At 61.1% G+C, this 14,172-nt stretch carries 14 protein-coding genes; 9 read left to right on the top strand and 5 right to left on the bottom strand.

Going from position 1 to position 14,172, the window contains the following annotated elements:
* Positions 1-156: 156 nt before the first annotated feature.
* Genes IC234_RS02000 through rsgA form a run of 3 tightly spaced genes read left to right on the top strand, consistent with a single transcriptional unit; the run spans position 157 to position 2,997 of the window.
* The gene (locus IC234_RS02000) at positions 157-741 is read left to right on the top strand and encodes a peroxiredoxin (RefSeq protein WP_190922152.1); all 585 of its coding nucleotides are present in this window, start codon (positions 157-159) and stop codon (positions 739-741) included.
* Between the two features lie 46 nt (positions 742-787).
* Positions 788-2,041 carry a 3-deoxy-D-manno-octulosonic acid transferase gene (locus tag IC234_RS01995; RefSeq protein WP_190922151.1) on the top strand — a complete coding sequence of 418 codons (1,254 nt, stop codon included), beginning with the start codon at positions 788-790 and terminating at the stop codon, positions 2,039-2,041.
* Positions 2,038-2,997 (top strand): ribosome small subunit-dependent GTPase A, encoded by a 960-nt coding sequence (gene rsgA, locus IC234_RS01990; RefSeq protein WP_190922150.1) that lies wholly within the window; start codon positions 2,038-2,040, stop codon positions 2,995-2,997. The genes IC234_RS01995 and rsgA overlap by 4 nt, the downstream gene beginning before the upstream one ends.
* Positions 2,998-3,177: 180 nt before the next feature.
* Here rsgA and IC234_RS01985 read toward each other — a convergent pair whose 3' ends face one another.
* Entirely contained in the window at positions 3,178-3,810 is a 633-nt protein-coding gene (locus IC234_RS01985) for a fasciclin domain-containing protein (protein ID WP_190922149.1), read from the bottom strand.
* Between the two features lie 174 nt (positions 3,811-3,984).
* Between IC234_RS01985 and IC234_RS01980 the strand changes: the two genes are divergently transcribed.
* Entirely contained in the window at positions 3,985-4,443 is a 459-nt protein-coding gene (locus IC234_RS01980; protein WP_190922148.1) for a peptidylprolyl isomerase, read from the top strand.
* 113 nt (positions 4,444-4,556) lie between these two features.
* On the opposite strand, the gene IC234_RS01975 is transcribed toward IC234_RS01980, so the two are convergent.
* A complete protein-coding gene (locus IC234_RS01975; RefSeq protein WP_190922147.1) occupies positions 4,557-5,135 on the bottom strand; it encodes a DUF3109 family protein in 579 nt (192 codons plus the stop codon).
* Between the two features lie 102 nt (positions 5,136-5,237).
* Here IC234_RS01975 and IC234_RS01970 point away from each other — a divergent pair, with 102 nt between their 5' ends.
* From IC234_RS01970 to IC234_RS01950, 5 genes are all read left to right on the top strand, one after another.
* Positions 5,238-7,481, top strand: a complete 2,244-nt coding sequence (locus tag IC234_RS01970; protein WP_190922146.1) for an ATP-dependent helicase — start codon at positions 5,238-5,240, stop codon at positions 7,479-7,481.
* Between the two features lie 126 nt (positions 7,482-7,607).
* On the top strand, positions 7,608-8,321 hold the full coding sequence (locus IC234_RS01965) for a DUF4290 domain-containing protein (RefSeq protein WP_190922145.1): 714 nt from the start codon (positions 7,608-7,610) through the stop codon (positions 8,319-8,321).
* Positions 8,322-8,461: 140 nt separating this feature from the next.
* Positions 8,462-9,766 carry a UDP-N-acetylglucosamine 1-carboxyvinyltransferase gene (gene murA, locus IC234_RS01960; protein WP_190922144.1) on the top strand — a complete coding sequence of 435 codons (1,305 nt, stop codon included), beginning with the start codon at positions 8,462-8,464 and terminating at the stop codon, positions 9,764-9,766.
* Positions 9,767-9,927: 161 nt separating this feature from the next.
* Entirely contained in the window at positions 9,928-10,791 is an 864-nt protein-coding gene (locus IC234_RS01955) for a DUF4349 domain-containing protein (protein WP_190922143.1), read from the top strand.
* A gap of 242 nt (positions 10,792-11,033) precedes the next feature.
* Positions 11,034-11,795, top strand: coding sequence for a DUF4349 domain-containing protein (locus IC234_RS01950; RefSeq protein WP_190922142.1), 762 nt, complete (start codon positions 11,034-11,036; stop codon positions 11,793-11,795).
* A 75-nt stretch (positions 11,796-11,870) separates the two neighbouring features.
* Here IC234_RS01950 and IC234_RS01945 read toward each other — a convergent pair whose 3' ends face one another.
* The 3 genes from IC234_RS01945 to IC234_RS01935 form a co-directional block, all read right to left on the bottom strand.
* Positions 11,871-12,209, bottom strand: coding sequence for a phage holin family protein (locus tag IC234_RS01945; RefSeq protein WP_223827428.1), 339 nt, complete (start codon positions 12,207-12,209; stop codon positions 11,871-11,873).
* Between the two features lie 27 nt (positions 12,210-12,236).
* Positions 12,237-13,331, bottom strand: coding sequence for an agmatinase family protein (locus tag IC234_RS01940; RefSeq protein ID WP_190922141.1), 1,095 nt, complete (start codon positions 13,329-13,331; stop codon positions 12,237-12,239).
* 176 nt (positions 13,332-13,507) lie between these two features.
* Positions 13,508-14,140, bottom strand: coding sequence for a chemotaxis protein CheC (locus IC234_RS01935; RefSeq protein WP_223827427.1), 633 nt, complete (start codon positions 14,138-14,140; stop codon positions 13,508-13,510).
* Positions 14,141-14,172 lie beyond the last annotated feature (32 nt).

The raw sequence follows: 14,172 nt of genomic DNA, 5'->3' as shown, positions 1-14,172 counted from the left end.
GCTTAAAATCAAAACGTCAGGCAGAGCACGGCCCAAGCACCTCTCCCGCGCAAGCAACGTGCGTACGGCTGCACGTGAGATGCTTGGGCTGTGCTCCGCATGACGTTCTGGTTTCAATTCCGTACAAGCCCCTACATCCCAACAAACCTTTTATAAATGGCAGTACTCGTGGGCAAGCGCGCCCCCTCTTTTAAAGCCACGGCCGTGATAGACGGCACCTTCGAAGAAGAATTTTCGCTGGACCGCTACCTGGGCAAAAAGCACGTCCTGTTTTACTTCTACCCGGCCGATTTCAGCCGGGTGTGCCCCACCGAAATCCTGGCTTTTCAGGACCGGCTCGACGAGTTTGAAAAGCGGGGCGTGGCCGTGGTGGGCTGCTCTACCGATACCCAATACGCCCACCTGGCCTGGCAACTGACGCCGCGCGAGCGGGGCGGCATTTTCGGCGTGAAGTATCCGCTGGTGGCCGACGCCACCAAAACCATTTCGGCCAACTACGACGTGCTGGGCGGCCACTACGACTACACCGAGCAGGGCGAAATGGTGTACGTGGGCTCGCCCCTGGCCTACCGCGGCCTGTTCCTCATCGACCGCGACGGCATTGTGCGGCATCAGCTCGTGAACGACCGGCCCCTCGGCCGCAGCCTCACCGAGGCCCTGCGCATGATTGATGCGCTGCAGCATTTCGAGAAAAACGGCGAATCCTGCCCCGCCGATTGGGAACAAACCACCGAAGCCTAAACCGAGCCGGGCCATGACCTTGGGCACATTTGCGTAATTTTGAGGCTTGCTGTTTCTCTATAACATAGCCCTGGGCCTGTATGGCCTGCTGCTGCGCCTGTTGGCGCCGTTGGTGCCCAAGGCGGCGGCGTGGGTGGCCGGCCGCCGCGGCCTGCTGGCCCGCATTCGCCACGAGTTGAGCGCCGAGGCGGCGCCGCGGGTGTGGTTTCATTGTGCTTCCCTGGGCGAGTTTGAACAGGGCCGGCCCCTGCTCGAAGCTTACCGCCAGGCCCACCCGGAGGTGAAGCTGGTGCTCACCTTCTTCTCGCCTTCGGGCTACGAAATCCGGAAGAACTGGCCGGGGGCCGACTACATCTTCTACCTGCCGCTCGACACGCGCAGCAATGCCCGGGCGTTTCTCGACGCGGTGCAGCCCCGGCTGGCGGTGTTTGTGAAGTACGAGTTCTGGTACCACTTCCTCACCGAATCCCACCGGCGCGGCATTCCGGCCGTGGTGGTATCGGCCATTTTCCGGCCCGAGCAGGTGTTTTTCAAGCCCTGGGGCGGCTTCTTCCGGCAAATCCTCGCGCGCTTCGCCCACATCTTCACCCAAACCGAAACGTCGGCGGCGCTGTTGCGCCAGCACGGCATCGGGCAGGTGAGCGTGGCCGGCGACACCCGCTTCGATACGGTGGTGGCCACGGCGGCGGCCGCGCCACGCTCCCTGCCCGTGGTGGAAGCATTCGTGGCCGATGGTGCGCCGGTGCTGGTGGCCGGCAGCCTCTGGCCCGATGATTTGCCGACGCTGGCCCCGCTCCTGCGCGACTACGCCGGGCGGCTGCGCACCATCGTGGCTACTCACGAAATCGACGAGGCCACGCTGCTGGCCGTGGAAAACGCATTTCCTGGCTTGGTGGTGCGGTATTCTCAGGCGCAACCCGCGTCCGTTGCCCAAGCCCGGGTTTTGCTCATTGATAACATCGGCCTGCTGAGCCAGCTCTACCGGTTTGGGCATTATGCCTACATCGGCGGCGCTTTCGGCAAGGGCCTGCACAATACCCTGGAGGCCGCGGCTTTTGGCCTGCCCCTCTTTTTTGGGCCGAATTACAAGCGGTTTCAGGAAGCCGTCGATTTGGCGGAGCTGGGCTTGGCCTTTCCGGTGGCCAACGCCGAGGAGCTGGCCGCCCGGTTTGCGCCCATTTGGAACAGCGAAAAGCTCCGCCTGACTCTGCAAGACCAACTGCTCGACTACGTGCACGGCCAGGCCGGCGCCACCCGCACCATCATGGCCGCCCTGCCCGGCCTCACCCCTGCCCCATGACCCCAGCGCATTCTTCCGACGCCAGCCCGCTGCAGCGCGGCACCGTCATCAAATCGACGGGCTCGTGGTACCTCGTGCGCGGCGCCACGGGCCAGCTCTACCGCTGCCGGCTGCGGGGCAAATTCAAGATGAAGGGGCTGAAAGCCAGCAACCCGCTGGCCGTGGGCGACCAGGTCGATTTCAGCGTGGAGGCCCAGGCCGAAGGCGCGGGCGTCATCTCGCACATCGAGCCCCGGCGCAACTACATCGTGCGCCGCTCGGTGCACAAAACCGGCCACGTCCACATCGTGGCGGCCAATCTGGACCAAGCCCTGCTGGTGGTCACGCTGGTGTCGCCGGCCACGTCGTTTGGGTTCATCGACCGGTTTCTGGTCACGGCCGAAGCCTACCACATTCCCGTCACGCTGCTGTTCAACAAAACCGATTTGTACGACGAGGAGGGGGTTGAATACCAGGCCGAAATCGCGGGCATGTACGCCAGCCTGGGCTACCCCAGCCGCACCTGCGCCGCCAGCATCGGTGAGGGCGTGGCCGAAATCGACCAGCTGCTCGATGGCAAAGTGAGCTTGCTGGCGGGCCATTCGGGCGTGGGCAAAAGCACGCTCATCAACGCCCTGGTGCCCGACCTCGACCTGAAAACCGCCGAAATCAGCGAATTTTCCGACAAGGGCGTGCACACCACCACCTTCGCCGAAATGCTGGAAGTGCGCCCCGGCACCTTCATCATCGACACGCCCGGCATCAAAGAGCTCGGCCTGGTAGACCTGCCGCCCGCCGAGTTGGCCGGCTACTTTCCCGAAATGCGCGCCCTACTGGGCCAGTGCCGCTACCACAACTGCCAGCACATTCACGAACCCGGCTGCGCCGTGCGCGAGGCCGTGGACCAGGGCCGCATTGCCCTCCCGCGCTACGACAGCTACCTCAGCATGCTGGCCGGCGAGGACAATCGGCATTAGGCGTGCATTGTCATCGCGAGCGCAGCGACACAATCCTTCCTCACTTTACGACCAGCCTCTGAAGTACGATAAACTCATAAAAAAGCCCCGACTCCATCCAGAGCCGGGGCTTTTTTTATTATTTGGTCAGTCGCTGCGAAGCAGGACTGCTTGCGTCGCTGCGCTCGCAATAACGGGCGCTTACTTGGCCAGCGGCAGCACCACGCCGTCAATCACGTGCGTGACGCCGTTGCTGGAAATCACGTCGGCAATTTGCACGGTAGCGGGCGCGTCTTTGCCGTTGCTTACCATCACCTTGCCGTCTTTCACCGAGATGTGCAGCTTTTCGCCGTTCACGGTGGTGAGCTCCTGGCCATCCTTGAGGTCGGCGGCCACCAGGCGGCCGGGGATGACGTGGTAGGTGAGCACGCCCTTCAGGTTTTCTTTGCTGGCGGGGTCCATCAGGCCGGCCAGGGCGCCTTTGGGCAGTTTGTCGAAGGCCGCGTTGGTGGGGGCAAATACGGTGAAGGGGCCGGCGCCTTTCAGGGTTTCCACCAGGCCGGCCTGTTTCACGGCCGACACGAGCGTGCTCACGCTTTTGGCGGCCGAGGCATTGTCCACAATGTCTTTGTCGGCCGTCATGGCCACGCCGTCCACCATCACGCCGCCGGGCTTGGCCATGCGGGCCGAGTCGCCGGCCAGGGCCGCGAGCGAGTCGGCGGGGTTGACGTTGCTGGCGGCCGTTTCGGTGGTGGCGGGCTTGTCGTTGCCGCAGCTGGCCATCAGGAGCGAAGTGGCCAGAGCAGCCAGCAGAGGAGCAAAATGTCTTTTCATGAAAACGGTTGTGTGAAAAAAGCAGGAAGGGTATATGCCAATGTGGCGTTTGCGCTTACGAAGAAACTACCCCACCCGGTTGTTTCGGTACTGGCCGGTTTTCTTACCTTCGCGGCCCCGCCGGCCAAAACCCCAGCGGCTTCACCCGAGTTTACCCGCTAAATCCGCATTCCCATGAAAACCGCAGAAATCCACACCAAAAAGGGCGTGATGAAGGTTGAGTTCTACGAGCAAGACGCTCCGAACACCGTGAAAAACTTCACCGACCTTGCCCAGAAAGGCTATTACGACGGCCTGAAATTCCACCGCGTCATCCCGAACTTCGTCATTCAGGGCGGCTGCCCCAACACCCGCGCCGGCGCCAAAGGCATGCCCGGCACCGGCGGCCCCGGCTACAAAATTGACTGCGAAACCAGCGGCGGCCACCAGTACCACGAGCGCGGCGCCCTGAGCATGGCCCACGCCGGCAAAAACACCGGCGGCTCGCAGTTCTTCATCGTGCACGACCGCCAGAACACCGCCCACCTCGACCGCGTGCACACCGTGTTTGGCAAAGTAGTCGATGGCCTCGACGTCATCGACCAGATTCAGGCCAACGACGAAATCGAGAAAATTGTGGTGAAGGAGGAATAGGCTTCGCCTTTTTCGGTCCTGTCATCCTGAACGCAGTGAAGGACCTTCTCACGCCCGAACATTTCGTTTGAGCGTGAGAAGGTCCTTCACTGCGTTCAGGATGACAGTTGTTTTTATTTCTTCTCCGTCGTCGGGCTCTCAATCTCCCGCACCAACTCCCCGTACCAGCTTTCGCCGTACTTGCGAATCAGCGGCTCTTTCAGGAACTGGTACACCTTCACGCCCAGCGAGCCGCCAAACGAGCAGGCCGGGTTGCAGATGCCCCACCGGTCGTAGTTAAGGGCGTCGAACCCGTCGTATTTGGTGATGCGGATGGGGTACAGGTGGCAGCTGATGGGCTTTTTGAACGTGGTGGCGCCGGCCAGGTAGGCCTGCTCGATGCCGCATTTCAGAATGCCGCGCTCGTCGTAGAGCGCGTAAGCGCACTCCTTGTCGTCAATCGTTGTTGTGCTAAAGTCTCCTTCCCAATCCTTGATGTAGAGGCCCTGGGCTTTGATGGCGGCCTTGCCGGCTTCGTTGAGAAAGGGTTCGATGTTGGCGTATTCCTGCTCCAGAATGCGCAGCTCGGCTTCTTCCAGCGGCGCGCCGAGGTCGCCCTCCACGCAGCAGGCGCCTTTGCAGGCTTCGAGGTTGCAGACAAAAAAGTTGTCGGCGATGTCGTCGGAGATGACCGTTTCTTGAATAATAATCATTAGTACAAAGATAACCCCGGCTGCGGGGCCTGAAATTCGTTGGGCCCCCTCCCCGGTGGGCCGTATCTTTGTAAACCGCCCCCTAGGCGGCTTAATTCGCTGATGGCACTAGATTATTTATCCCTCCTCAATGGCTCGCAGGCGGCCGCGGTGATGCAAACCGAAGGCCCGTGCATGATTATCGCGGGTGCCGGCTCGGGCAAAACCCGGGTGCTCACCTACCGCATCGCCAACCTGCTCGAAAAGGGCGTCGACCCGTTCAACATCCTCGCCCTCACCTTCACCAACAAGGCCGCCAAGGAGATGCGCGCCCGCGTGGAGAAGGTGGTGGGCCCCGCCGCCCGCAACCTCTGGATGGGCACCTTTCACTCGGTGTTCGCCAAAATCCTGCGCTCCGAGGCCGACAAAATTGGCTACCCGCGCAGCTTCACCATCTACGACACGCAGGATTCCAAAACCCTGATTGGTCAGATTGTGAAAGAGCTGGAGCTCGACGACAAGCTCTACAAGCCGAGCCTGGTGCTGGGCCGCATCTCGGCCGCCAAGAACAAGCTGATTTCGGTCAACCAATACCTGCACGACCCCAACATCAAGGCCGACGACGAGGCGGCTCTGCGGCCCAAAATCGGGGTGCTCTACCAGCAGTACCAGCAGCGCTGCTTCAAGGCCGGCGCCATGGACTTTGATGACCTGCTGTTCAACACCAACGTGCTGTTTAAGGAGCACGCCGATATTCTGAATAAGTACCAGAATATGTTCCGGTTTGTGATGGTGGACGAGTACCAGGACACCAACTACTCGCAGTACCTCATCACGCGCAAGCTGGCGGCCAAGGAGCGGAATATCTGCGTGGTGGGCGACGACGCGCAAAGCATCTATGCCTTCCGCGGCGCCGATATCACCAACATTCTCAATTTCGAGAAGGATTACCCGGAATTGCAGGTGTTTAAATTGGAGCAGAATTACCGCTCCACGAAAAATATCGTGTGGGCCGCCAATTCGGTGATTAAAAACAACCAGGCCCAGCTGCGCAAGGACGTTTTCTCGGAGAACGAAGACGGGACGCTGATTGAAGTCATCAAAGCCGCCTCCGACAACGAAGAAGGCAAATTGGTGGCAAACTCCATCTTCGAAGACAAGATGAACGGGCATTTGTCGTACGACAATTTTGCCATTCTCTACCGCACCAACGCGCAGAGCCGCGCGATGGAAGAAGCCCTGCGGAAGCTAAACATCAAGTACAAGATTGTTGGCGGCCTGAGCTTTTACCAGCGCAAGGAAATCAAGGACCTGGTGGCTTACCTGCGCCTGACGGTGAACCAGAACGACGAGCAGGCCCTGCGCCGGGTCATCAACTACCCCAAGCGCGGCATCGGCGACACCACCATCAGCAAGCTGATTACCACGGCCGAGGAAGCCAACCACACGCTGTGGGAAGTGGTGGCGAATGCCGACCAGTTCATGCCGGCCCGCGTGGCCAATCCGGTGGTGGGCTTTGCCGAGAAAATCAAGAGCTACATCGTGGTAGCCGGCAAGGAAGACGCTTTCGAAGCGGCCAAGTTCATTGCCAAAAACTCCGGCATGCTGGAAGAGCTGTACGCCGACAAGAGCATTGAAGGCCTCTCCCGCTACGAAAACATGCAGGAGCTGCTCAACGGCATCAAGGAGTACGTGGACGACCCCGAGCGCGAAGACAAAAGCCTGGCGGCTTTCCTGCAGGACATTGCCCTTGTCACCGATTCCGACGTGAAGGACGCCCAGCAGGACGGCGAAGCCGTGACGTTGATGACCATTCACTCGGCCAAGGGCCTGGAATTCCGCAACGTGTACATCGTGGGCATGGAGGAAAACCTCTTTCCCAGCCAGATGATGATTACCTCGCGGGCCGACCTCGAAGAGGAGCGCCGCTTGTTTTACGTGGCCATCACGCGGGCCGAGAAGAAACTGACGCTGAGCTACGCCACTTCGCGCTACCAGTGGGGCAACCTGCGCAGCTGCGAGAAAAGCCGCTTTCTCGACGAAATTGACCCGCAGTACGTCAACTTCAAGTTCTCGGCCGGGCCGGGCGAAGCTTCGCCCTTTCAGCACGTATTTGAGCGTCGCTCGAACCTCATTCCGACCGCTCCCCGTAAAGTGCAGGCCACGAAGTACGTGGCGCCGGCCGATTTTACTCCCTCGGACACGTCCAAACTCCAAACCGGCCAGCGCGTGGAGCACGCCAAGTTTGGGTTTGGCGTGGTGAGCCAGCTCGAAACCCAGCAAGGCACCACCAAAGCCACCATTCAATTTGAGGAAGTGGGCGAAAAGGTGCTGCTGCTGAGCTTTGCCAAGCTGCGGGTGCACTAGCGCCTGCTGGGTTGCCCGTCGGGCCGGGCACGGCCAAGGCCCGACGGGCCAGTACCTCCGCCATGCACGCACACGCCTTATCTTTGGCCTGAGCCCTGCCCCTGGCGGCCTCCCCTTTTGTTTTTTATGACCGATATCAATTCTTTGCCCTTCCACCTGCAGCTGCTGGTGCGCGAATACGGGCACAGCACCTACCAGCTCATTCAGGGCCTGGCCCAGATTGAAGACGTGGCCGAGCGTACCAAGCGCGCCGGGCAAATTGTGCAGCTCATGCTGCGCCTGCAGCCCGCACTGCGCGAGTTGCCGGAAGTGCAAACCCGCCTCTGGAACCACCTGCACGCCATGGCGGGCGAAGAAGTGACGCTGGAAGCGCCCGTGCCCCTGCGCAGCCTCACGGTGCGCACCGAGAAGCCCGCCCGCGTGCCCTACCCCCGCACCGCGCCCCGGCTGCGCGCCTACGGCGCCGGCATTGAAGCCCTGATTGCCAAGGCCCTCACCATCGAGGACACCACCGAACGCGAGCAGGCCACCGTGCAGATTGGCCGCACCATGAAGTTCCTTTACCGCCAGCACAACAAGGAAAACGCCAAGGACGTGACCATTCTGCGGCATTTGAGCGAGCTGTCGGGCGGGCAACTGCGCCTCGACCCGGCCGTGGTGGACGCCGAGAATCTGTTTGAAATGCCGGTGGGCCGCACGCCGGCTTTCATTGTGCCGCAGCCTTCGCAGCAGCGCGACCGGCGCGAGGGCCGCGACAACCGCGGCAACGGCTTTGGGGGCAAGAATGGCAAAAAACGGAAGAAAGGCCGCAGCCAGGAGCCGCAGCAGCCGCCTCAGTAATTTCATTTCTTTACTGTCGTCTGGAGTACGGCGAAGGTCCTTGTCACGCCCCCATCGTTCGTGCGGGCGTGACAAGGACCTTCGTCTCTGCTTGAATCGCAGAATGCTCCGGATGACAAATCTTACTCTCTCCTAAACACATGGCTGCATTTGAAGTACGCGGCGGCAAAAAGCTGCGCGGCGAAATCACGCCCCAGGGCGCCAAGAACGAAGCCCTCCAGATTCTCTGCGCGGTACTGCTCACCCCCGAGCCCGTCACCATCAGCAACATTCCCGACATCCGCGACGTCAACAAGCTCATCGAGCTGCTGCGCGACATGGGCGTGAAAGTGGGCAAACTGGCCACCGACACCTACGTGTTTCAGGCCGAAAACGTGAACCTGGATTACCTGGACACGCCGGAGTTTGTGGCCCAGGCCGGCGCGCTGCGCGGCTCCGTCATGATTCTGGGTCCCATGCTGGGGCGCTACGGCCGCTGCCAGCTGCCCAAGCCGGGCGGCGACAAAATCGGCCGCCGGCCCATGGACACCCACTTTCTGGGCCTCGAAAAGCTGGGCGGCAAGCTCACCCTCGAAGGCAAAGACTTCTACCGCATCAAGGTAGACGGCAAGCTGACCGGCACGCACATGCTGCTCGACGAAGCCTCAGTGACCGGCACTGCCAACATCCTGATGGCGGCCGTGCTGGCTGAGGGCATCACCACCATCTACAACGCCGCTTGCGAACCCTACCTGCAGCAGCTGTGCCGCATGCTGGTGCGCATGGGTGCCAAGATTCAGGGCATTGGCTCCAACCTGCTTACCATTGAAGGCGTGGAAAGCCTAGGCGGCACCGAGCACCGCATGCTCCCCGACATGATTGAAATCGGCTCCTTCATCGGCCTAGCGGCCATGACGGGCTCCGAAATCACCATCAAAGACTGCCAGATTCCGGAGTTGGGCCTGATTCCCGACACGTTCCGCAAGCTGGGCATTCAACTCGAATTCCGGGGCGACGACATTCACATCCCGGCCCAGGAACACTACGAAATTGCCACCTACCTCGACGGCTCCATCCTCACGGTGTCGGACCACACCTGGCCGGGCTTTACGCCCGATTTGCTGAGCATTGTGCTGGTGGTGGCTTGCCAAGCCAAAGGCACGGTGCTCATTCACCAGAAGATGTTTGAGTCGCGGTTGTTTTTCGTGGATAAGCTCATCGACATGGGCGCCCAGATTATTCTCTGCGACCCGCACCGCGCCACCGTCATCGGGCTCGACCAGCAAAAGCAGCTGCACGGCATCACCATGACTTCGCCCGACATCCGGGCCGGGGTGGCCCTGCTCATCGCCGCACTGTCGGCCGAAGGCAAGAGCACCATCCTCAACGTGGAGCAGATTGACCGCGGCTACCAGTTCATCGACCAACGCCTGAACGCGATGGGTGCCGAAATTCGCCGGGTGTAATTACTTGCTCGTCAATCAGTATCAGGTTGCATCCTCAAAAGCCCGCCATTCACATGGCGGGCTTTTTTGATATCCGTGGGTTACCCCCACGGGGCTGGCAGGATAAAGGGACAGCTGCGCCGCTGGTTGTTTTCACTTTCAGCTTTCCCCAAAAATTTCCGATGAAATACCTGATTTTTCCGGCCCTCTTGGGGCTCGGAGTGATGGGGTGCAGCCAATCCGCGAAGGAACAAGCCGCCACGCCCGACTCGCAAACCGCTACCGTGGCCCCTTCGGCCAACACCGCGCCTCTCGGGGCGATGACCGATACGGCCGAGCTAGCAACGGGCCCCGACCCATCCGTTGCTACGGCCGCCAGCGCTGCTCGCCTCGTGGTGTACGAAGGCAAGCTGGACCTGGCCGTGGATGATTTCGAAACGGCCAGCCCTCGCATCGACAGCCTGCTGGAAGAGCACGGCGCCTACCTGGCCACCGCCCACGAAACCCGCACCGACGGCCAAATCCGGCAGGTGATGACCATCAAAGTGCCGCCAACCAAATTTGTGCGGCTGGTAGCCGCCTTGGGCAAGCTGGGCCACGTCGAGAATAAAGACGTGACGTCGGCCGACGTCACGGCCGATGTCCTGGCGGCCACCACTGCCCTCGCCAACCAACAAACGGCCCAAACCAAATACCAGCAACTGCTGGCCAAAACGACGAACGCGGCCGAAGTGAAGCGTTTGGTGGCTGCGCAGCACCGGGCGCAAGCCGACGTGACCGACGCGCGAACCCGCTTGCAGCAGTTTGGCGCGCAGGGCCGGTGGGCCACGCTCACGCTGCACGTGCGGCAGTTGCTGCCTTCCGCGGCGCCCAGCGCGCCGGTGCCGGCTTTTGCGCCGCAGTTCCGGGAGGCGTTCGGCCAAGGGTGGTCGGTGGTGATGAGCTTTTTGGTACTCCTCACCAATTTATGGCCCCTGCTGCTGGTGGCAGGCGTGGTAACGGGGGGCGTTCGGTGGTGGCGCTTGCGGCACCAGACGCCGGCGTGACCAGCCGTGCGGAAGCCTCGCAGTCGCAGAAACAGTTTCTTGCTTGACGGCTATATTAAATTTTGTTCGTGGTGCGTTGGTCCGAAAGGCGCGCGGCTACTGGTCCGGTTTTCACCACTTGCTGAAAAAACATGAACTACACCTTTGGGATTACCCTCGGGCTGGCCGCCTGGTTGTGCGGCTGCAGCCACGCGCAAAAAGAGGCTGGCGGAGCCGTTGCTGACTCCGTTCAGGCAAACGTGATGATGGCACCGCCTCTGGACGCCGCTAGCCCCGACCAGCGGAGCGAGAGCGCCACCGCCGACGTGCAAGCCCCGCCAATGCCCGTGCCCACCGCGGCCGTTGTTCCGGCCCGGCTGCTCATCTACCACGCCGATTTGCGCTTGAAGGTGGTCAGCCTGCCCCGCGCCAGTGCCAGCCTCGACAGCTTGGTGCGGCGCACCGGCGGCTACCTCAGCGCCGCCACCGAGGCCCGCACCGACGGCGAGTGGCGGCAGGCCATGACCATTCGGGTGGCGCCGGCGCGCTTTCAGGCCCTGATGGCAGCCCTCGGTGGCCTGGGCACGGTGGAAGAAAAGAAGCTCACCACCGACGACGTCACGGCCCAGCACGCCGACGTGGCGGCCCGCCTCGCCACCAAGCGCGCCGTCGAGAAGCGGTACGTCGACCTGCTAAGCCGCGCCCGCAAAATCAGCGAAATTCTGGAGATTGAAGGCAAAATTGGCGAAGTGCGCGAAGAAATCGAAAGCACCGAAAGCCGCCTCAAAACGCTCAACGACGAAGTGGCTTATTCCACCATTTCGCTCATTTGCTACCAGCCGTTGGTGCAGCCGGTGCACGACGCGCCGGTGGTGTCGTTTGCCAGCCGTTTGGTCGATTCTTTCTACTCCGGCTGGACTTTGCTCACGAGCTTGCTCATCGGTCTCGTCAGCATCTGGCCGCTGCTGGTGGTGGCGGCGCTGTCCTGGGTGGCCATGCGGCGCTGGCGCCGCCGTCTGGCCTGAAGCCAACGGACCAGTCACAAAAAAGCCCCGACCGCAGTTGCAGTCGGGGCTTTTTAATTGCAATGGTGCGCGTCGCTAGTCGACCACCAAGTCGACCAGGGCATTCACCACCGACAGCGCCAAGCTGAATATCAGCGCATTCAAAAAGCCGTGCACGTCGAAGCTCGTCATGAGGAAATCTGCCAGCTTCACGATGATGACGTTGATGACCAGCAGGAACAAGCCCAGCGTGAGCACGGTAATGGGAAAGCCCAGGATTTTGAGGATGGGCTTGACCACGGCGTTGAGCACGCCCAGCACCAGCACCAAGATGATGGCGCTGCCAAAACTACCCAAGGCCACGCCCGGCAGCACCATGCTCAGGCCATACACCAGCCCGGCCGTGAGCACAATTTTGAGAATAAAACCCAGCATAAAAACGTCGGTTGAGGTGAAAGAAGCTTACTCGGCGGCCACGCCCTTGGCCGCCAATTTGCCCTGAGATACGGCCATCCAGTTGCAAAGTTGGTAGAGCAGGCGCGCGCCCACGATGGCGTTCCACTCGGTGTCGCCGGGGGCTACTTCGTTGAGGTCGCACCCGATAATTTGGATGCCCTCGCGCACGATGGCGCGCAGCAGGTAGGTGGCTTCCTCATACTCCAAGCCGCCGGGCACGGGCGTGCCGGTGCCGGGGCAGAGCTTGGGGTCCAGCCCGTCGATGTCGAAGCTGATGTACACCTTTTTGGGCAGTTGGGCGATGATTTTGCCACACACTTTCTTCCAGGACTTCTTGGCAAACTTCTCGTCGCTCAGAAAGCGCTGCCCAAACAAGGCCACACGGCCGTTTGACGTCTCAATGAGCTCGGCCTCCTGCTGGCAGTAGTCGCGGATGCCCACCTGCACCAGCTTTTTAACTTGCGGCAGCTCCAGCGCGTTGTACATGATGCTGGCGTGCGAGTACTTAAAGCCTTCGTAAGCCGGGCGCAAGTCGCAGTGCGCGTCAAACTGCAGAATGGCAAACTCCTCGTGGCGCTCGGCCAGCGCGTGCAGGTAGCCCAGGGGCGTACTGTGGTCGCCGCCCAGCACCACCACGCTTTTGCCAGCGTCGAGCAGGGCGCCGGTTTTGTCCTTGAGCCAGTTCAGCATTTTTTCGCCTTCCACCGTCACCTGGCCGGGCACGCCGCCGTGCTTTTTCAGGCCCTCTTCGGGCTCGCCGGCTTCTATCCATTCGATGTAATCGGCGGCCTTGGGGCGCAGTTGGCGGCTGGCGGCGGCAATGGCTTCGTCTTCTGCCTCCATGGCCAAGCCCAGCTTCCAGGCCTCGGGCAGGTCGGGGTCGTAGAGGTCAACCTGCAGGGAAGCTTCGTGGATGGCGGCGGGGCCTTCGGCGGTGCCGGCACGGTAGCTCACCGTCACTTCCCACGGCACGGGCACCACCACCACCCGGGCCTCTTCCGGGGTGAAGGGCAAGCCAAACAGGCCGCCGGCCACGTCGCCGGGTGCGTTGGGGTCGAAAGAAGCTATTTTTTGGGCCAAGGCCGCGTCGTTTTTAGACATGGGAAAAGGGATGAATTTGGATTGATTGGGGTTGGGGCGTGCAATACGCCAAAGCAGAACGTCATGCTGAGCCTGCCGAAGCAGCTCTACCGCGCAAGTACCTACATACTGCTGCGGTAGAGCTGCTTCGGCAGGCTCAGCATGACGTTCACATTCAACAAAGGCGCTACTCTACTTTACGCCGACATCTGGCTGCCCAGGAAATCGTAGCTGCGAATGATTTCGAGAATTTTGGCAAACGTCACGCGGTCAAAAAACAACATGAGCGGCAATTCCACCATGTTGTCTTTATCGGAAAACTGCGTGATAACCGAAAAAATCAGCGGCTGCAGTTGCTGCTGGGGCAGCAGGTTCTGCATCATGTCGGCAATGTCGCCGCGCGGCGCCGTGGGCGGCGCGCCATAGATATTGGCTTTCAGAATATTGGCCAATTGCGTGACCAAGGCCCCAGTAATGATGTTGCTGATTTCGAGCAGCAGCGACTCCTGCAGCTCATTGACTTCCAGCGCTTCGGGGGCGTTCATCCGCAGGCACACCCGCGACAGGCGCTGAATGTGCTGCCCCGAGAAAAACATGAGCGTGGTGCCGTTGAAGTCGCCGCGAATGTCGGACTGAATGGCTACGTGCCGCGACTGGTACTCACGCACTTTGCGCATGATGTCCTCGCTCATCAGCAGGTCGATGTTGGGCACTTCCAACAACACGCGCTCCTGGGCAATGACGGCGAACGAATCGGCGGCGCGCGCCAAGCCGATGTTCAAAATCTCGCGGATTATATCTCGCTCTAAATCTGTCATCGATAAATCCATAGCGTCGAAGAAAGGGAAAGTGCAGCAGCGAG

The sequence above is a fragment of the Hymenobacter armeniacus genome (assembly GCF_014699055.1).
GTDB lineage: Bacteria > Bacteroidota > Bacteroidia > Cytophagales > Hymenobacteraceae > Hymenobacter > Hymenobacter armeniacus.
The sequence above is the reverse complement of the archived record's forward strand: the minus strand, read 5'-3'. Positions and strand labels throughout refer to the sequence as shown.